The 19070-nt window shown below is 72.1% G+C and carries 16 protein-coding genes and 3 pseudogenes; 5 read left to right on the forward strand and 14 right to left on the reverse strand.

Annotated elements, in window-relative coordinates; genetic code table 11:
- The 3 genes from IF01_RS44710 to IF01_RS44715 form a co-directional block, all read right to left on the reverse strand.
- On the reverse strand, nucleotides 1–881 hold an 881-nt coding region (locus IF01_RS44710; RefSeq protein ID WP_510991315.1), incomplete at its 3' end, for an NlpC/P60 family protein.
- A 203-nt stretch (nucleotides 882–1084) separates the two neighbouring features.
- A complete protein-coding gene (locus tag IF01_RS48755) occupies nucleotides 1085–1252 on the reverse strand; it encodes a hypothetical protein (RefSeq protein WP_157855469.1) in 168 nt (55 codons plus the stop codon).
- Nucleotides 1253–1400: 148 nt separating this feature from the next.
- Complete coding sequence (locus tag IF01_RS44715) at nucleotides 1401–1775, reverse strand: hypothetical protein (RefSeq protein ID WP_051757058.1); 375 nt, start codon at nucleotides 1773–1775, stop codon at nucleotides 1401–1403.
- A 297-nt stretch (nucleotides 1776–2072) separates the two neighbouring features.
- Here IF01_RS44715 and IF01_RS43045 point away from each other — a divergent pair.
- Nucleotides 2073–2351 (forward strand): annotated as a pseudogene (locus tag IF01_RS43045) (IS5/IS1182 family transposase); the annotation flags it as partial.
- Between the two features lie 470 nt (nucleotides 2352–2821).
- Here the strand turns inward: IF01_RS43045 and IF01_RS43050 are convergent.
- Nucleotides 2822–3598 (reverse strand): response regulator, encoded by a 777-nt coding sequence (locus tag IF01_RS43050; RefSeq protein ID WP_030398319.1) that lies wholly within the window; start codon nucleotides 3596–3598, stop codon nucleotides 2822–2824.
- Nucleotides 3599–3711: 113 nt separating this feature from the next.
- Between IF01_RS43050 and IF01_RS0138610 the strand changes: the two genes are divergently transcribed.
- The 4 genes and pseudogenes from IF01_RS0138610 to IF01_RS0138620 all read left to right on the forward strand — a co-directional run bounded on the left by IF01_RS0138610 (nucleotide 3712) and on the right by IF01_RS0138620 (nucleotide 8196).
- A complete protein-coding gene (locus tag IF01_RS0138610; RefSeq protein WP_030398320.1) occupies nucleotides 3712–5316 on the forward strand; it encodes a sensor histidine kinase in 1605 nt (534 codons plus the stop codon).
- Nucleotides 5313–6512 (forward strand): PP2C family protein-serine/threonine phosphatase, encoded by a 1200-nt coding sequence (locus IF01_RS0138615; RefSeq protein WP_030398321.1) that lies wholly within the window; start codon nucleotides 5313–5315, stop codon nucleotides 6510–6512. The genes IF01_RS0138610 and IF01_RS0138615 overlap by 4 nt, the downstream gene beginning before the upstream one ends.
- Nucleotides 6513–6568: 56 nt before the next feature.
- Nucleotides 6569–6772, forward strand: a pseudogene (locus IF01_RS46435) (integrase core domain-containing protein); the annotation flags it as partial.
- Between the two features lie 869 nt (nucleotides 6773–7641).
- Nucleotides 7642–8196 (forward strand): type 1 glutamine amidotransferase domain-containing protein, encoded by a 555-nt coding sequence (locus IF01_RS0138620; RefSeq protein ID WP_030398322.1) that lies wholly within the window; start codon nucleotides 7642–7644, stop codon nucleotides 8194–8196.
- 201 nt (nucleotides 8197–8397) lie between these two features.
- On the opposite strand, the gene IF01_RS0138625 is transcribed toward IF01_RS0138620, so the two are convergent.
- From IF01_RS0138625 to IF01_RS0138670, 10 genes and pseudogenes are all read right to left on the reverse strand, one after another.
- Nucleotides 8398–9453 (reverse strand): SDR family NAD(P)-dependent oxidoreductase, encoded by a 1056-nt coding sequence (locus IF01_RS0138625; protein ID WP_063764415.1) that lies wholly within the window; start codon nucleotides 9451–9453, stop codon nucleotides 8398–8400.
- A gap of 64 nt (nucleotides 9454–9517) precedes the next feature.
- Complete coding sequence (locus IF01_RS0138630; protein ID WP_030398324.1) at nucleotides 9518–10702, reverse strand: alcohol dehydrogenase catalytic domain-containing protein; 1185 nt, start codon at nucleotides 10700–10702, stop codon at nucleotides 9518–9520.
- Between the two features lie 172 nt (nucleotides 10703–10874).
- Nucleotides 10875–13147, reverse strand: a pseudogene (locus IF01_RS43055) (catalase).
- Between the two features lie 431 nt (nucleotides 13148–13578).
- Entirely contained in the window at nucleotides 13579–14115 is a 537-nt protein-coding gene (locus IF01_RS0138640; RefSeq protein WP_030398325.1) for a ferritin-like domain-containing protein, read from the reverse strand.
- Between the two features lie 146 nt (nucleotides 14116–14261).
- A complete protein-coding gene (locus tag IF01_RS0138645; protein WP_030398326.1) occupies nucleotides 14262–15125 on the reverse strand; it encodes a Rieske (2Fe-2S) protein in 864 nt (287 codons plus the stop codon).
- Between the two features lie 155 nt (nucleotides 15126–15280).
- Complete coding sequence (locus IF01_RS0138650; protein WP_030398327.1) at nucleotides 15281–15997, reverse strand: glycosyltransferase family 2 protein; 717 nt, start codon at nucleotides 15995–15997, stop codon at nucleotides 15281–15283.
- Nucleotides 15994–16653 (reverse strand): SAM-dependent methyltransferase, encoded by a 660-nt coding sequence (locus IF01_RS0138655; protein ID WP_051757060.1) that lies wholly within the window; start codon nucleotides 16651–16653, stop codon nucleotides 15994–15996. Before IF01_RS0138655 ends, IF01_RS0138650 begins: the two co-directional genes overlap by 4 nt.
- Nucleotides 16650–17465, reverse strand: coding sequence for a PIG-L deacetylase family protein (locus IF01_RS0138660; protein ID WP_051757062.1), 816 nt, complete (start codon nucleotides 17463–17465; stop codon nucleotides 16650–16652). The genes IF01_RS0138655 and IF01_RS0138660 overlap by 4 nt, the downstream gene beginning before the upstream one ends.
- Complete coding sequence (locus IF01_RS0138665) at nucleotides 17462–18319, reverse strand: acyl-CoA dehydrogenase family protein (protein ID WP_208624402.1); 858 nt, start codon at nucleotides 18317–18319, stop codon at nucleotides 17462–17464. The genes IF01_RS0138660 and IF01_RS0138665 overlap by 4 nt, the downstream gene beginning before the upstream one ends.
- Before the next feature lie 461 nt (nucleotides 18320–18780).
- On the reverse strand, nucleotides 18781–18951 hold the full coding sequence (locus IF01_RS0138670) for a hypothetical protein (RefSeq protein ID WP_030398331.1): 171 nt from the start codon (nucleotides 18949–18951) through the stop codon (nucleotides 18781–18783).
- Nucleotides 18952–19070 lie beyond the last annotated feature (119 nt).

Here is a 19070-nt window from a genome sequence, read left to right on the forward strand (position 1 = left end):
GCACTCGCACTACCCGTGAACCGGAACGACGGGTCCAGCGTGCTCCAGGCCGCCCACGCACCGCCGCCGGTACTGTAGGTGTGAGCCATGATCCCGTCGGCCCCGACGGCGAAGGCCTCCGTCGTCCCGGTCTCCGGGTTGTACACGGTCGCCGCAGCCGGCGACGTACCCGAGGGGGTGGGGGTCGGGGCCGGGGCCGTCAGGTCGTCGACGATGCTGTTGTTGCGGACCGGCTTGTAGCTGGTGCCTGCGGGGATGGAGCCGGGAAAATAGGGATAGGGAATCGTCCGGTGGTGGACGCCGCTCCCGCTGAACTCGTAGCCCACGTAGGCGCTGTGGGCGGTGTCGGCCCAGCGGTCGAACAGGACGACATGGCCCAGGGCGCCGGCGGCTTCGTTGAGGAGCGCGTCGCCGGGCCTGAGTTCCTCCTTGGAGATCTTCGACGCGACGCCCGCGGGGATGAAGCTGGTGGTGTCCAGGCCGGGCGTGCCCAGCTTCCAGGCCATCGAGACAAAACCGGAGCAGTCCTGGCGATAGCCGTTGTGGTACGTGGACCAGCTGTAGTCGAGGCCCAGCGACACCCACGAGTTGGCCCGGGCGGTCGCCTCGGAGCGGCTGACCTGCGGGGCGGCCGCCCGGGTCAACGGGCCGGCGGCGGGTGCGTCCTGCGCCTTGCCCGGGTCGGGTGACCCCTGCCCCGGGCTGCCCTTGTCGCCGGCGCCGGGTATGGGGGCGCCCGACGCGGTGCCTGACGGGGCGTCCGACGGCGCGTTCGTGGTCGGCTGGGCGTGCACCGGGGCGGCGCCCAGGGCGAGGGCGGACAGACCGGCGGCGAGCAGGACGGAGGCGGCGCGGACGGCGGGACGGGTCGAGACGGACATACGTGTGCTCCATGGCTGGGTCGTGGGGTGGAGGCCTGCTCCAAGGCGTGCGGAACCGCCGGGCGGCCGGAGAAAGGGGCCCCGGACCCGGGAGAGGTCGACGCGGGCTGTTGGTGCGGCGTTGACGGTGGGCGATACGCGACGCGAGGTGCGCGGAGTTGACGGTGCGCGGCGCGGGGCGGCGCGGCGGAGTCGCCGGGCGGCTACTCCCAGATGATGTTGTCGAGCTGCGGCGCCGGAGCGGCGGCTGCGACGGTGGTGCCGGTGGAAGCGCGCCGGTCGGTGTCGACCACCTGGGGGCCTACGGCCGCCACGGCGGCGAGGGCGAGCGAGGCGACCGCGGCGGCCCGGACGAGACGGATACGCAGCATGTGGGGTGTCCTTCAGGAGAGTAGGGATGGCGGTGGTTCACCGGCTGCGCGCCCCGCGGTGGCCCGTCAACCGGTGCTGTCCTCCGGGTCGGTGTTCCCCGGCGGCACGCACAAGCTTCGTCGCCGCCCAGTCCGCCTGGAAGGCCTGTCAGGTGGACGGAAGGGGTCCTGGACCGAATCGGCCAGGGCCGGTCGGGGACGCTATCAGCCGCTCGTAGAGCGCTGCGACCAGCGGGGCCGCGGCCTGCCCGGCCGTCCAGCCGCGCAGTGCGGGCAGTGCGGGCAGTGCGGGCAGTTCGTCGAGGGCGCGCCGGACGAAGGCAGCCGCCTCGGCCTCGGCGTGCTCCAGGGTGGGGGCGACCAGGTACAGCCCGACTACCGGGCCGGCGTGGCCGTGCCGGTGCACCGAGATGTGTTCCAGCTCCTTCGGCGGCGCCGTCCCGGAGAGCAGCAGTGCAGCGAGCTCGGCCGGAAGCTCGGCACCCGGCCCGAGGGCGGTGAGTGGAATGTGGACGAGATACACATGCGGCGAGCCTCCCAAACCGTTCAACTCGCGCACAGGGGGCCAACTTGTACGATTCCGGCCGTGGCCGGTTCAGGGTGGACTCCGTGCCGTTCCACCGGAGATCGGCATGGAATTACTGATGGGCCGCCAGAAGGCCGAGCTGGCGGCTCAGCAGGCGCGGATCGATTCCTCGCGGGTGGCGGCGGCCCAGCTCATCGCGGAGTTCGCGGAGCTGGGCCCGGCCACAAGCCGTCCGGGGATCGAGCAGTTGCTCGGGCTGGACCAGGTCCGGGACCGGCTGGCGGCCCTCTCCCACGGTCTGGACCGCGTTCGCGCGGTATCAAAGCCGTCATCCCGGAGAAGCGGGACCAAGCCGCCCACCGCAAGCGCAGAGGCAGCAGGGGCGGGCGGCCCGTGGGGCACGACGCCGGTCTCTACAAGGAGCGGAACACCGTCGAACGCCTGATCAACAGACTCAAGACGTGGCGCGGCATCGCCACGAGGTACGACAAAACCCCCGCGAGCTACCTCGCCGGCCTGCATCTCCGCGGCTCGATGATCTGGCTCAAGGACCTCGCCCGAGCCACCGATTGATCAGAATTGAATACGCGACCTAGGCAGCGTGTACGGCGGCGGACACCCCCTCAGGGGGTGTCGCGCGGCCGTACTCAGGAGGCTCGGTCCCACCTCGACGCCCTCGAGGAGCGGCGTGACGGTGAGGAGGAATGGGCTCCTTCCTGACCACGACCGCCGCTCATGACCGACCACGGCCTGCGCGACGAAGCCATCGAGCAGACCCGGGCATACCCCGAAGGCGGCACCTACTCCGGCTCGGGTGCGGCGCCCCACTGGCCGCCGGTGAGATGGTGGACCAGGGCCGTGCCGCGGCCGCACTCGGCGGCGGGGCCGGCGTCGATCAGGCAGAGCGGAATGCGGGAGCCTTCGCGGACACCGATCCGCGCACACCGGTCCGTGATGCGCTCAACGGTGACTGCATCTCCGGCAGCCGGTCTTCGCCGAATTGCCGCCGGACTGGCTGACTCCGAAGGGGTGCGTCCGCGAGGTCAGCGTCGGGGCGGCCGGGTGGCGGTGTCGACGTAGAAGGCGTCGATGCTCTGGACGGCCTGCTCGAAGTCCGCCAGGTTGACGGGCTTGGTGACGTAGGCGTTGGCGTGGCTGCTGTACGCGCCGGTGACGTCGTCGGGCGCCGAGGAGGTGGTGAGGACGACCACCGGAATGGTCCGCAGGTCCTCGTCGCTCTTCAGGACCTTCAGCAGGTCACGGCCGTTCATGCGGGGCATGTTGAGGTCGAGGACGATCAGGTCCGGGCGCGCGCTCGCGGGGTCGCGCAGGTGCTCCAGCGCGGCGACTCCGTCCGTGACCTGAACGAGGTTGCGGGTACCCCGCTCGCTGAGGGCCTCCTCGATGAGCATGGCATCGGCCACGTCGTCCTCGACAAGCAGGACGTCGACGGCCCGGCCAGGGCTGGTGGTCATCACAGGTTGCTCCGCAGGTTTCTTGTCGGATCGGTCGAAGAGTCCCGGCCAGCGGCGCCGTGCGCCCTGACGGGTCATGCCGCACGCTGCTCCCAGCTGCGGGTAACCCGCGCCCGCCCGCGCGGCCGTCAGGGCGGCTTCGTACTGGAGGCGCTCGGTGGCGTGCTGGAGGTGGTCCAGGACGTGCAGCAGGCTCAGTGCGCCCGCCGGCCCGCCGGTAGCGGCCAGCGAGGGGTCCTCCAGCAGTTCCAGTGCAAGCCTTCGCGCCAGCCGGCCCACCGCCGCGTCCGCGACCGCCGCCGTCTGGTGCTGGGTGGTCCGCAGGACGAAGTTCTTGCCAGGCACACCCGCACTTTAGGCCGCCGCAGGACCCCGCGACAACAAACATTGTCAACGACCCTCTACAGTGTGCGCTGCGCCTCTTGGGCGGCGGCTGTCTCAGTGGAGGGTTTCAGACGATGACCGGCGATGAGGGGACTCACCGTGCAGGCGGGCACACCGGGTGGACGACCAGGTTGTGGCTGCGTGTCGGGGCCTGTGTCTCGCTGGCGGTCCTGGGCGTACTCGGCGTGAGCGGGGCGTGGGTGCTGGACCGCACCGCCGAGATCAGCGACGGCCTCGTGGACAAGAAGTCGCCCGCCGTCACCACCTCGTTCCGCCTGGAGTCGGCCGTCCTCAACCAGGAGACCGGTATTCGCGGCTACGGGCTCACCGGCAACCCGGAGTTCCTGGAGCCCTACCGGCAGGGCCTCACCGACCAGACCACCCACACCGACCGGCTCTCGCAGCTGCTGGAGGGGGACGAGGCCGCGCTCGCGGACCTCTCGACGGTCCGGGCGGCGATATCGCGATGGCAGGACCGGATCGCCCGGCCGATCGCCGCCCAGCCTCCCGGCGCGCCCGTGCAGCTGGCCGCCGAACGCGCGGCCGAGAGCAAAGCCGCCTTCGACGAACTGCGCGCCGCCCTGCGCGACCAGCAGGGCAGGCTGACCGCGGAGCGCGCGCGGGCACGCGAGGACCTGGCCGGCGTCACACGGCTCAGGAACGGGCTGTTCACCGCGATCGCCGCACTTGTCGCCGTCCTGACCGTCCTGGTCTTCGAAGGGCTGCGCCGCGGTATCACCACTCCCCTGGAACGCCTCGGGACCGACGCCCGCACCGTCGCCGGCGGCGACTTCGACCACCCCATCACCCCTACCGGCCCCGCCGACCTGCGGCTGCTCGGCGCCGAGATCGACCTCATGCGCCGGCGCCTGGTGCGTGAGCTGGCGTTCACCGAGGAGGCCCGCACCCGCCTGGACGCCCAGGCCGCGGACCTCCAGCGGTCCAACACCGAGCTGGAACAGTTCGCCTACGTGGCCTCCCACGACCTGCAGGAGCCGCTGCGCAAGGTCTCCAGTTTCACCCAGCTCCTCCAGCGCCGCTACGGCGGGCAACTGGACGCCAAGGCGGACCAGTACATCGCCTTCGCGGTCGACGGCGCGAACCGCATGCAGACCCTCATCAACGACCTGCTGGACTTCTCCCGCGTGGGACGCCTCCACCACACCCACCAGGACGTCGACCTGGAGCAGGTCCTCGAACAGACCCTGGCCGCGCTGAGCGTCCCCATCGAGGAGGCGGACGCGCACATCACCCACGACCCGCTGCCGACCCTTGCCGCCGACCCCACCCAGATGGGCATGCTCTGGCAGAACCTGATCGGCAACGCCGTCAAGTTCCGCCGCCCCGACCAGGCCCCCCGCATCCACATCACCGCCGAACGCGACGACCACGGCGACGACGACGGGTCGTGGCGGTTCTCGGTGACCGACAACGGCATCGGCATCGCACCGGAATACGCCGAGACGGTCTTCGTGATCTTCCAGCGCCTGCACACCAAGGACGCCTATTCCGGTAGCGGCATCGGCCTGGCCATGTGCAAGAAGATCGTCGAGTTCCACGGCGGCACCATCCATGTCGACCCCGACCACCACGGCGGCGCGCGCATCCACTTCACCCTCGCTCCCCACCCACCGGAAGTCCTCCCGCCCGCCGAGCACACCGGGGAGGCCGCGGCGTGACCGTCACCGCAGCCGCCGTACCCGCGGCCACCGCCGACGAGTCGCTCTACCGCATCCTCCTGATCGAGGACGACGCCGCCGACGCCCTCCTCGTGGAGGAGCTCCTCCACGACACCGGCCTGCACGTCGAGCTGACCGTCCGCCCCACCCTCGCGCAGGCCCGCACCGCCCTCGCCACCGCACGCGTCGACTGCATCCTGCTCGACCTGCACCTGCCCGACGCCGCGGGAACAGCCGCAGTCACCGCCGTGCGCACCCTCGCCCCCCACACCGCCGTGATCGTCCTCACCGGCCTGTCCGAAGCGCGGGCGGGTGCCGACGCCATGGCCGCCGGCGCCCAGGACTACCTCGTCAAGGGCAAGGTCGAAGCCGACCTGTTGAGCCGCAGCGTGCGCTACGCCGTCTACCGCAGTCGCACCGAACGCGCCGGCATCGAGGCCCAGGCCACCCAGCTGCGCGCCGAGGAGAACGCGCGCCTGCAACGCGGCCTGCTGCCCCCACCGATCCTCGACACCTCCACCGTCACCGTCACCAGCCGCTACCTGCCCGGCGGCGCCCGAGCCCTGCTCGGCGGCGACTTCCTCGACGTCGTCGACGACGACGGCCTCCTCCACGCCGTCGTCGGCGACGTCAGCGGACACGGCCCCGACGCCGCCGCCCTCGGCGTCCTGCTGCGCATCGCGTGGCGCTCGCTGATCCTCGGCGGCCACCGCGGCGAGGACCTCCTCCACCTGATGGAACGCATCCTGGTCGCCGAACGCGGCAACCTCTCCATGTTCGCCACCTGCACCCTCCTCACCCTCGACCAGAACGCCGCGACGGCCACCCTCCACCTCGCCGGCCACCACGAACCTCTCCTGACCACCACCGAGGGCACCCGCGAGGTCGCCGCCGCCCACGGCATCGCCCTCGGCATCCTCCCCGGCCTGCGCAACTGGCCCCACACCACCGTCCCGCTACCGCCCAGCGGATCCCTGACCATCTACACCGACGGCCTCACCGAAGGCCACAACGGCACCACCGGCACACGGCTCGGCGTCGAAGGCCTGCTCACACTGATCGGCAACCTGCCGCCCTGTGACCCGGCCACCCACGTCGACCTCCTCATCAAGGAGACCCACACCCTCAACGCCGGTCGGCACACCGACGACCTCGCCGTCCTGCGCCTGGACTGGGAGGGCCGACAGAAGCGATGACCGCCCCCGCCTCACCGGCACCGTGGTCGTCGTCGCCGGCAGCGGCCACGACGTCGGCCCGACCGGTCGCTCAGACGCTCAACGCCACCGGGATCGTCCACAAGCACACGCTCCCGTATCGCTCGCAGACGAACGGCAAGGTTGAGCGCCTGAATCCCACTCTGCTCGACGAGTGGGCGTATGTGCGCCCGTACTCCAGCAATGCCGAACGCACTGAACCCCTGGCCGACTTCCTCCATACCTACAACTACCACCGGTGCTAGCCGAACAGTACGCAGGCTTGAACAGCGCAACTCCCCCGGCGTGGCCGGAACGAGGAAGGCAGGAGCCGAGGGGCTCGGCCGGGCGCAGGCACGCGAAGGCGGCCTGGAACGCGCGCGGCGGAAGTCAGCCGGCTGCTGTCGAACGGGCGCGCAGGTCGGCGTGGACGGTCTTGCCGTAGGGCTCCGGGGTGACCCCAGTGGCCGCCGGTGAGGTGGTGGACCAGCGCCATGCCGCGGCCGGACTCGGCAGCGGGGCCCGCGTCGATCAGGCTCGGCAGGATCCGGGAGCCGTCGCGGACGCCGGCCCGCGCGCAGGGGGCCGAACACCCCCAACACGTCCAAGCAAAGGTCCAGACAACATGACATGAGGGCCAAAACACGCCCACAGAGCACAACACGTCACACCAGGCGGCCCCCTCGCCGGGCAGAGCCTCGCGTGCAGCACCCGCTACTCCCACCACGGATCCGTCCGGAGCGGAACCCAGCGCGGCCACCGACTCGCGCCAGGTCGGGACCGGCAGCACCAGCGGACCCAACTCCTCTGCCGCGCAAGCCTGTACGCACTCGGGGCCCTCCGGCCCGTCCGGGCCGGCGTCATGGTCCCGGGGGCATTCGGAGGGCAGACTGGGACGAAGGACATCGCGACGGGGGCTGCGGATGAGGAAGCCCGCACGCGGCCGGACCCGTCCGTCCATCGGCTCTCACCGAAGGCGGGCAGCGGAGGGCTGTGCCAGCGTGGGAGCGTTCAGTGGGTGAGCCCCGTCAACGGGTGCGCAGGTGCTCGGCGGGACGTGGCCGACCCGCCACAAGCGGCCGCCCTACATCACCGACCGCCCCCTGCTTGGTCAGGAGAACAGGAGCCCGACGTGGTCACGTTGCAGGGAAGGACTGTCGCTTTTCTTGTCGCGACCGAGGGTGTGGAACAGGTCGAGCTCACCGAGCCCTGGCAGGCCGTCCAGGAGGCGGGCGGCACCCCGCGTCTGGTGTCCACCAGCAGCGGCAGCATCCAGGCGTTCAACCACCTCGACCGCAGCGACACCTTCAAGGTCGACGCCGTGGTCGCCGACGCCTCCGTGGACGACTACGACGCACTCGTGCTGCCGGGCGGCGTCGCCAATCCCGACGCCCTGCGAATGAACCCGGACGCGGTCACCTTCACCAAGTCGTTCTTCGACAGCGGGAAGCCGGTAGCCGCCATCTGCCACGCCCCGTGGACGCTGATCGAGGCCGACGTGGTCCGCGGGCGCAACCTCACCTCCTGGCCGAGCCTGCGCACCGACCTGGTCAACGCGGGGGCGCACTGGGCCGACGAACAGGTCACGGTGTGCACCGACGGACCCAACGTCCTCGTGAGCAGTCGCAAGCCCGATGACCTGCCTGCCTTCAACGACACGCTGGTCTCCGTCTTCGCCGCGGCCTGACCGAAGCCAACGCCCTCCGCGGCGATCCTCTCCCTCTAGCTCCGCCAACGCGGATCACCCGAGTCGAAGCCGGTCGGCGCCGCCCACACCTCCACCGGCGTCGAAGGCTGAGCCACCGACCGCCGACGCGGGGCCTCATGACGGACAGGGCGTCTGCGGGCCGAGTCGGCTCTTCTCCGTTGACCGGGGCGCCGTCGGGCGTCAGGTGGCGGAAGCCGCGCCCGTGCCTGCTCCGCCGGTATCCCGCCGTGTGCGGGTCGCACGTTCGGAGACGCCTCGGGCGCCTGGTGCGGAGGGCCTCGGGTTCGGACGGGGTTCGGCGAACCGGGCGCCGGCCCGGTCGCCGAGGGCGGTGACCCATGCGGGCAGGCCCGACGACTCGGCCGCGTCGGCGCCCTCGACGTCGTGACGCGGCTGGTCCCCGGCGCCGGGCATGATCCGGGCGACGCGTGCGAGCAGCCGGGCGGTGGTGGCGGGCGCCAGGCCCTGCACCCGGACACCGAGCTTCGCCGCGGGCGTGAGAACCAGTTCGGGACGGCGCCGCTCGGCTGCCCGCACGATCGCGCGGGCCGCCCGCTCGGCGTCCATGGACAGCAGCGGCAGGCTGGCGGCGGCAGCGAACCACCTGTACTCGGCCCCGGGACGGCCGTGGAAGCGCGCCGCGGTGTGCGATCCGGTGCGCATCAGGCCGGGCAGGACGGTGGTGACGCTGATGCCTGTGCCCGCGAGTTCCGCGCGCAGGCCCTGGGAGAATCCCGCGGCGGCGAACTTGGCTGCCGCGTACGGGAGCAGGTGGGGTGCGGGGATCCGCCCGCCGACCGACGAGACGGTCACCACTGTTGCGGCGCTGCTGGCCCTCAGGTCGGGCAGTGCCGCCAGGGTGAGGCGCAGCGGCGCGAAGTACATGGTCTCCATGGCCTGGCGGAAATCCTGTTCACGCAGGGCTTCCAGGGGGCCGACCTGGATGATCCCGGCGTTGTTGACGAGGATGTCGAGCGGTCCGAAGCGTTCGCGCACCGCTCGGAGGAGCCGGCTCGGGGCGTCGGGGTCGGTGACGTCGCAGTTGCACGAGGCGACCTCGTGTCCCTCTGCTCGCAGGCGCCGCTCTGCTCGGCGCAGGGGCTCCGGGTCGCGGGCGCAGAGCATCACACGGGCGCCGTGGCGGGCCAGTTCCCGGGCGACGAGCAGGCCGAGCCCCCGGGACGAGCCGGTGACCAGGGCGGTGCGGCCCGCGAAGCGGTGCGGTGGTGCGGTCATGGTGGACTCCCGGGTTTCCGGAGCGGTCGTCGTAGGTTCGGCACGGGCCGGCCGGCATGGCGGCTCAGGGCTTGAAGAGCACCTTCACCGCGCCGTTCCGCTTCTTCTGGAACATCTCGTACGCCGCAGGGGCGTCGTCGAGCGGGACGTGGTGGGTGGCGAAGGTGTCGACGCCGAGCGGGTCGTCGTCGGTGAGCAGCGGGAGGATGTCGCCGGCCCAGCGGTGCACGTTGGCCTGGCCCATGCGCAGCTGGATCTGCTTGTCGAACATGGTGAGCAGGGGAAGCGGGTCGGTCTGGCCGCCGTAGACGCCGGACAGGGAGATCGTGCCGCCGCGCCGCACGATGTCGATGGCGAGGTACAGGGCATGGAGGCGATCGACGCCGACGTGTTCCATCAGCTTCGCGGCGACGGCACTCGGCAGCAGGTTGGTGGCTTGCGCGGCGAGCTTCGCGCCGGGTGAGCCGTGGGCCTCCATGCCCACCGCGTCGATGACGGCGTCCGGGCCGCGTCCGCCGGTCAGTTCACGGATCGTGTCAGCGAGGCCCTTACCGTGCTTGTCGAGATCCAGGACCTGGACGCCCCGGCCGCGGGCGCGCTCCAGACGCTCGGGGACCAGGTCGACGCCGATGACCTGGGATGCGCCGCGGTGCAGGGCGATTCGGCAGCTCATGTCACCGATCGGCCCCAGGCCCAGGACGACGAGGCTGCCGCCCTCGGGGACGGCGGCGTACTCGACGGCCTGCCAGGCGGTGGGCAGCACGTCGGAGAGGAAGACGAAGCGGTCGTCCTCGGGGCCGTGCGGCACCTTGATCGGCAGGTTGTTCCCGAACGGGACGCGCAGCAGCTCGGCCTGGCCGCCCGGGACCTGCCCGTAGAGCTTGGTGTAGCCGAACAGCGAGGCGCCACTGCCGTACTCCCGCGCCTGCGTGGTCTCGCACTGCGAGTGGAGTCCCTGCTCGCAGGTGTGGCAGGTCCCGCAGGAGACGTTGAACGGGATCACCACCCGGTCACCCACGGTTACGGCAGTGACTTCGGGTCCGACCCCCTCGACGATGCCCATGGGCTCGTGGCCGAGGATGTCGCCGACGTCGAGGAAGGGGCCCAGCACCTCGTAGAGGTGGAGATCGGACCCGCACAGTCCGCTGGTGGTCACCTTGATGATCACATCGGTTGGATCCTTGATCGCCGGATCGGAAACGCTGTCGACACGGACATCTCGCCTGCCGTGCCAGGTCAGGGCCTTCATCATCACTCCTCGCCGGGGTCGCATCGACGCTCTTTCGGGCGTGTGTCCACACCCTGGTGCGCGAAACGGACCTACGGGCCGCGCGTTTCCTCACGGCGTCGTCAGCAGCGCCGACGTTGCCCCGGGGCCGGCCGAAGCGACTGCTTCAACCGGCCCCGGGCGGACGGAAGGCTCAGTGCGCGCCTGCCGGGAAGCGTTCCCAGACCCGGTGCGTGCCCAACTGCTCCGCCAGGGCCGAGACGGCCCTGGCGGCCTCGGGCTCGGTGAGAACGCCGGGGGCCTGCGGGTCGACGCCCGCCGCCGCCCACAGTGCGCGGGCATCCGCGAGGCCGGCGATCGGCTTCGCGTGCCGGTAGGCCTCGTTGATCAGCAAGGCGATCCGGGAGTCGAGTACCGGCTGGCCGCCCGCGACCGCACCGGACTTGGCGTCCCGCGCGCCGCGGTCGTCGGCGCCCGGCGCCCGGCGCAGGAGCGTCGGCCACCAGCAGCGCGTCGAACTCGACGGACCGGGCGGCGGCGAAGGTCCGCTGCACGCCGAGGTCATCGGCCAGCGGCGCCCCCGTGGGGCCGCTGATCAACGGCGACAGCCCTGCGGCCAGGGCGGCGTCACGCATCGCCCGCACCGCCCCGGGGTCGCTGCCGGCGCCGGTGATGATGCCGAGCACGCGGCCCGTCGCCGGCCAGCGCTGCCCCAGCTGAGACAGGGCCGCACTGGCGGCGGTGTCGGCCTTGGCCGTGGCGGTCGGTGCCGGCAGGCCCAGGCCCGAGGCGACCTCGCGGCACAGCGCTTCGTCGATGTGCGCCAGCACGGTCAGGACCCGTTCCTTGATCGCCCGCTCGTAGACCTTGGACAGTTCGAAGGTGTAGGCGGCGATGACGTGTTCGCGCTCCACCGGGCTCAGGCTGAGCCAGATCAGGCGTGGCTGGCTGAAGTGGTCGGCGAACGAGGCGGGCGCCTCACGCACCTTCGCCGAGGCTGCGACCGGGGTCGGGTACTCGACGAAGGCGTGCTCGCCGGCACCGGCGAAGAACGGGCAGCCGCCGTCCAGCAAGTTCGGCTTGTACGGAGCGACACCGCTGTGCACGGCGTCCTGGTGGAAGCCGTCGCGCAGCATGTCGTTGACGGGGGCATGGGTGCGGTTGATCGGGATCTGGGCGAAGTTCGGTCCGCCCAGGCGGGTGATCTGCGTGTCGAGGTAGGAGAAGAGGCGGCCGGAGAGCAGCGGGTCGTCGGTGATGTCGATCCCGGGCACCAAGTGACCGGGGTGGAAGGCGACCTGCTCGGTCTCGGCGAAGTAGTTCGTGGGATTCGCGTTGAGAGTCATCAGCCCGATCGGCCGCACCGGGGCGAGCTCCTCGGGGACGAACTTCGTCGGATCGAGCAGGTCGATCCCCTCGAACATCTGCTCGGGAGTGTCGGGGAAGGTCTGGATGCCGAGCTCCCACTGCGGGAAGTTGCCCGCCTCGATGGCATCGGCCAGGTCGCGGCGGTGGAAGTCCGGGTCCATTCAGCTGCGCCTCCTCCCACACCAGGGAGTGCACGCCCAGCTTCGGCTTCCAGTGGAACTTCACCAGCGTGCTCGCGCCCTCGGCGTTGACGAGGCGGAAGGTGTGGACCCCGAAGCCCTCCATCATCCGGTAGGAGCGCGGGATGCCCCGGTCGGACATGTTCCAGATGGTGTGGTGGGTCGCCTCGGTGTGCAGCGAGACGAAGTCCCAGAACGTGTCGTGCGCGCTCTGCGCCTGCGGGATCTCCCGGTCCGGATGCGGCTTGCCCGCGTGAATGACGTCGGGGAACTTGATCGCGTCCTGGATGAAGAACACAGGGATGTTGTTGCCCACCAGGTCGAAGACACCCTGGCCGGTGTAGAACTTCGTCGCAAAACCGCGGGTGTCCCGCACCGTGTCGGCCGAGCCCCGCGACCCCAGCACCGTGGAGAACCGCACGAACACCGGCGTCTCCACCCCCTCGGCCAGGAACGCCGCCTTGGTCACCGCGCCCGCGGCGCCGTACCCGAGGAAGACACCGTGAGCCGCCGCGCCCCGGGCGTGCACGACCCGCTCCGGGATCCGCTCGTGGTCGAAGTGCGTGATCTTCTCCCGCAGGTGGTGGTCCTGCAGCAGCACCGGGCCGCGCGGACCGGCCTTCAGCGAGTGGTCCGAGTCCGGCAGCCGCGCTCCCAGTGCGGTGGTCAGGTAGCCGCCGTTCTGCGCCGCCGCGTCGGCCGGCACGCCGGTGTCACGGCCGGTGGCCGACAGCGGCAGAGGCGCCTTCTGGTCCGGCTTCGGGGGCAGCGGAGCCCTCGGCTCGGTCGGCTCCGCCGGCTTCGGCGGCTTGCTGCTCGGCGCGCCGGGCGCCCTGGCCGGCGACCGGTCCTCGTCGCGTACCGCCTCGGTGAGGGCGTCCACGATCTTCTTCACGGGGCCGGGCTGCTTGTCGTCCATCGTTCCGCCGGCATCGGGTCGGGTACATGGGGGCGGGAGCGACCGGACCGGCGCCCCGGGCCCATTGATGCTGCACGAACGACTATCCCGGCGACAGGCGGCCGGCCCGGCACGACACACCCCGCGCCGGGCCGGCGGCTGCGGTCGACGCGCTCGTGTCGTCCGCCCCGCCTTAGAGGCGTACGCCCCTGTCCCTTCGGTGCCGGCCCATCGGACCGGGCCCGCCCTCGTCTGCTCGGTGTCCCATCCGTACGCCGCAAAGCCCGGGTACGGGTCGACCGCCGCGTTCCACGGGGCCGACCGCGATGGCGTCCCTCGAGCAGGCAGCCCGTCATCGTGGCGGCCGCAGGATGTCGCGCAGCAGTTGAGGGCGGCAAGGACGGCTGCGTCCCGGCCACCGGTACAGCGGCCTCATGGCGGCGGCTGGAAGGTCAGGAAGCGAGGAGGTCGGTGAGATCATCCGCGTGTTCCTCCTCCTCTTCGAGGATGGATTCGATGAGGCGCCGGGTGGTGGGGTCGTGGTCACCGAGCCAGCGGGCGATCTCCTGGTAGGTGGAGATGACGATCCGCTCGGCCAGCAGGTTGTGCTCCAGCATCGCCTTCAGGTCCTTCTCGTCCGGCGCGGTGTAGTCGGTGTGGGCGCGCCGGGCGAGTGTGGCGGGGTCGAAGTCCGGTTCACCGCCGAGCTGGGCGATCCGCTCGGCGGCCCGCAGGGCGTGCTGCATCTCCTCGGCGGCGTGCTCGGTGAACTCCGCCGCCACCTGGGCACGGTCGATGCCCGTGGCCGAGATCGCGTGCCGGGTGTACCGCAGCCAGCAGACCACCTCGGTGGCGACCACGTCGTTCAGGACCGCGATCACTTTCCCGGTGTCCAGGCCGTACGTGCTCGTCACCGCGCCCTCGGCCATCTTCTGCCGGGCCTCGTCCCGGATCCGGCTCACGTCGATCACGAAGTCGTCGCCTGTCATGCTGTGCTCCCAACGGTCGGGGAAGGACGGTCCGCACACGTCTTCCCGACCGCCGGCGACGTCATGCCGGATTGCTCACGACACCACCCGGTTCGCACCGGCGTCGGCCTTCTGCCGACGGCCTGCCAGAGTTGACGTGGTCCTGCTCAGCCCGCGTCGGGCAGGCGGGCCTGGAGGTTGCCGTCGGTGTCCGTGCGGGTGGCGAAGACGGGCTGCGGGGCGGTGGCCGGGCCGCCCACGTTCCAGCCGTCCCGGAGGCGGAAGACGCTGCCGTGCCAGGGGCACGTCACGCAGCCGTCGGCCACCTCGCCCTGGGAGAGGGGGCCCGAGGAGTGGCTGCAGCGGTCGGCCAGGACGTGGAAGACGTCGTCGGATTCCCGCACCACGAGTACCGGCACCTCTCCGACCGTCCGGCGCGCTCCCTCGCCCGTCACGAACTCCTCGACGTGTCCGAGCGAGTGCCAGCCGGGCTCCACCAGGTGGGGAACAGGCTCCGCCTTGTTCGCGCCGGCGGCCTGGCGGTAGGCGAGGTGGCCGCCGATCGCGGCCCCGGCGCAGACCGCCGCCAGGCCGGCGAAGCCCAGCGCGCGCCCCGGCCCGTTCCGGCCGCGCGAGCGTGCGGCCCACGACGCGCCGTAGAGACCCACCGCGGCGGCGATCGAGGATGCGTGCAGCAGACCGGTGCGCATCTTCTGCTCGTGCTGCTCGGCCCAGTCGACCCAACCGGCCCAGGCCGCCGGAGCGGCGGTGACGACGCCGACCGCGACCAGCAGGCGCGCAGCGCGCTCCGAACCGGGCACGAGGTCGAGAACGCCCGCCGACAGCCACGCGCCGAGCGGAACCTGGACCAGGGCCGGATGCAGCGGGTGACCCAGAGGACGGCCCTGCAGCACACCGCGCAGCGGTCCCAGCGGCACGCCCTGGACGATGCGCTTCAACGGCTCGGTGACCGCGTCCAGTTCCTCGGCATTCCCAACGGCGTCGAGCGCCTTCAGGGTCCGGACACCGATGCCGTCATCACCTCCCGAGCGGGCGGCGGCGGTGATACGGCCGATCAGGGATCGCGTGGGGATCACGCTGTTCTCCTTCCTGCATTACTGCGAATCGGGCTGGGCGGGGCGGGCGGGCATCCGCGACGGGTGCGGGTGCGGCGCCTGCGCTGCGGTCAGCCGGTCAGCTCGTCGAGGTCGCGGAGGAAGTCGCCGAATCCCCCGCGGGCTCGGGGATCGCGCCGTGCCGAGGTGGTGACGGGACTCCGGCTGGTGCGTTTCACGCCGAAGCCGGCGGCCTCCAGGGCGGCGACCAGCGTCCGGTCCTCGCTGACGGGCAGCGGCTGGAAGCCGCCGGCCGCGAGGTAGGCGTCGGCCCGCACGGCGAGGTTCGCCCCGTGGACGTGCCGGTGCGCGTCGGCAGGCTTCTCCTGCTGGTAGAGCAGTCGGAAGGCCGCGGCGGTGCTCCGCGGATGAGCGCCCCAGTCCGCCACGCGGACCGTGCCCACGACCGCGTGCCAGCCGCACGCCGCGTGGACGAGCTGCCGTGCGAGCCAGTCCGCCGGAACGCGGGAGTCCGCGTCGGTGTGGGCCAGCCACACACCGTCAGGGGCGAGGCTCGGCCAGGAGGCGAGGACACTCTCCAGGGCATGGCGACTGCCCGCCGCGCGGGCCGCCCCGACGTTTCCCTCGGTCACTTCCAGCAGCTGCGCGCCGTGGCGTCGTGCGATGGCGGCGGTCGCGTCCCGGCATGCGTCGGCGACCACGATCACCCGGCACGGCACGTCCCGCACCAGCGGGTGCCGGGCAGCCCGGTGCAGCGTGCCCAGGCAGCCGGCCAGCAGGTCCTCTTCGTCGCGGGCCGGCACGACGACGGCCAGGGCACGGATCACGTCAGCCCCTCCATGGCGGCCACCGACAGGCGCTCCGCCGCGGTGCCGGGCTGCTCGGGTCGGGTGAACACGTCGAGGAGGAAGTCCGGTTCCGTGTGTGCGGCGATCCGCACCAGGGCCGGATGACTGCGCGCCTGCTCGTGGACTGCCCCAGCCCTTCGAGCGTGGTCGGCGACCGGGTGGCGCCAGTGGACGAGTTCCAGGGTTCCGCCCGGCTCCAGGGACCGCACCGCGCGCTCCAGGATGTCGGCGGTGTCGACGGCGGTGAAGTAGTACAGCAGCTCGGAGAGGACGACGAGGTCGAAGGTCTCCCGTGGCCAGTCGTCAGGGAGCACGCGCCGCTCGACGCGCACATGCGGCAGGTGACCGAGTCGGCCACGGGCTCGGCCGAGGGCGCGTTCCTCCCGGTCGCAGGAGAGCAGGGCCCCGCAGCGACCGGCGAGCAGGCTGGACAGGACGCCGACCGAGCAGCCGGGTTCGAAGGCACTGCGGTAGACCGGCTTGGGCAGAGCGGCGAGCGTGAGAGCGTACTTGCGCCGCTCGTACCAACGCTCCTCGAGCCGCCACGGATCGTCGGCGGCGGCGTACATGCGGGTGAAGTACTCCCCCGGCGTGCCGGCTTCCCTGTCCGCGGCGCCGTGTCGACAGGTGCTCATCGCCAGATCACCTCGAAGTCGCGACGGAAGTGGGCGAGTTCGGCGGGCGGCAGGATCGCCGCGTCCTCGGGCCGATCGCCGAGCGGCTCGATCTGGCTGCGGAAGCACGCCAGCGCCGCCCGCTTGCGGTCCTGGGCGGCGAACGGCAACGGGAGACGGACGGCGCGGTGCCACGGCAGCCGCCCGTCCCCGGGCACGGCCCAGTGCCAGGCCCAGACCGGGTACTCCCACACCGCCACGCCCCGTGACGCGCCGGCCGCCAGGGCGGCACGCCCTGCCGCCTCGTGGTCCGGATGGCGGTCGTGGCTGTACGGCGCCACGCACAGGTCGCAGTCCCGCAGCAGCTCGGTCAGCCGGCCGGACACCTCTCGCTCGTGCCGGGCGACCTCGCCGTCGGGCACGGCCAGAGCCACGCGCTGCACGTCGGCGGCGCCCAGCCGGGCCAGCGCCTCGTGCAGTTCCCGGTTGCGGACGGCTGCCAGGTTGCGGGCCACCGATGCCCGGCTGTGCGGGTGGGAGGCCTCCCCCGCCGTGACGGACACCAGGCGCACCCGGACCCCGGACGCGGCCAGGACGGCGAGCGTGCCGCCGAAGCCGAGGACCTCGTCGTCCGGATGGGCTGCCACCACCAGGACCCGCGGCCGGCGGTCCGGGCGGGCCGGCAGGACGGCGAGCGCGTCGACGGTGGGAAGGCCCTTGAGCCCGGACCAGGACTCCCACGCCTGTTCGGGGGTGCCGGGTTCCTGGATCGGGTCGGCCGGAACCGCCCGCGGGCCACGGGCGGAGAGGGGCTGCGCTTGGCGGTGCGTCACGCGTCCTCCCAGTCCAGGTGGGTCGCGGAGGCGGCCTTGCCGAGCGCCGCGAGGTCCCGTTCCGCGTGGTGCTGGCGCAGGTAGACGGTCAGGTCCGCGACGGCGCGGGCGTGAGCGGCGTCGTGGCCCAGCGGGGTGGCGCCCAGCGCTCGGCCGACCCGGACCAGCACCTCGGCGGCCGCGTCCTCGACGGCCGCGCGTACCCGCATCGTGCGCAGGTGCGCGGTACCGTCGTGGTCGAGCGGGTCGGAGTCGACCGCGGCGGCGGCACAGTCCAGCAGCGCTTCGACAGCAGCCAGCCGGGCGTCGACGGCGCCGAGATGAGCCAGCGCGTGCGGGTCCAGGTCCCACTTCCGTGAGGCGGACAGGAGCGTGCTCGCGACCGCGCGGGCGCCGCCGTACCAGCACGCCGCGACACCGAGCCCGCCGTGGTGGAACCCCGGACGCTCCAGATAGGCGCCCGGGTCGCCGACCGGTCCGGCCCGGACACCGTCGAGGTTCACATCCAGGGTGTCACTGCCGGCCATGCCCGGACCCGGCCAGCTGTCCGGCAGCGGTTCGACACCGGGCTGGTCGACCTCGAGTGCGAACAGCCGCCGCAGCTCGCCTTCGCGGGCGGTGACGAGCGCGTGCGTACACACCCGGGCACCGGAGCAGAACGGCTTCACCCCGAACAACCGCCAGCCGTCCGCCGCCGGACGCGCCTCCAGCGAGTAGCCCGGGGGTTCGGCCGCCCACACTCCCCAGCGAGCCCCGTCGGCCCCCGTCGGCAGGTCGCGTGCCCCCTCCGCGTCGAGTTCGGCGAGGATCGCGACAGCGTCGGTGTGCCCTTCGACGAGCCGGGCCAGGGACAAGTCCTGTTGCGCCCATCGCGTGAGCGATTCCCATCGGGCGCGGGTCCGACCGCCGCCGGGCAACGGCAGATCCAGGTCGCCGCAGGCCGCCATTCGTGTGAACGCCTCGGCGACGCCCGCACGGTGTTGCACCGCACCCGCGATACCCGCACGGTGTTGCACCGCACCCGCACCCGCACCCGCACCGGCCTCCGGGCGCTCGCCCGCCATGGCGCTCATCGTGCGCCCTCCCCCTGAGGACCAGGCCGACCCCGCAGCTCCGCAGGCCCCGGGACCAGGGCAGGCGAACGGACGGACACCCCAGCGGTCATGATCTGCTCCTCACCATCGGGCCGGACGTGCACAGCGCAGACCTTCGCCGTGACTCCGACACGGCACCGTGCTGGACGCCCGGACAGACCCGACGACCACCTCGGGCCCCGTTCGTGAACAGTTGGCCACAGGCGGACCCGTCCCGCCTGTTACCACCGGTACCGGCGGCTGCGGCCTCCCGAGCCGCTGGTGCCGCGCGCGAAGAACCCGATCAGCCGGATCACGAGGACGGCGATCGCCACCCACCAGAGGATCTTCAGCGCGAATCCCGCGCCGAAGAGGATCAGGACCAGCAGCAGGACAAGGAGAGGAGGAACCACGGTCGACCTCCGAGGCCAGTGGTGATGTTGAACCGTCCGCCCACCTCCGCCCGCAGCGCCCGCTCGGGCGCGGTGCGACTGCCCGCCATAGATGTCACCAGTCGTGCCCTCTGACCTGG

The organism is Kitasatospora purpeofusca (assembly GCF_000718025.1).
Lineage (GTDB): Bacteria > Actinomycetota > Actinomycetes > Streptomycetales > Streptomycetaceae > Kitasatospora > Kitasatospora purpeofusca.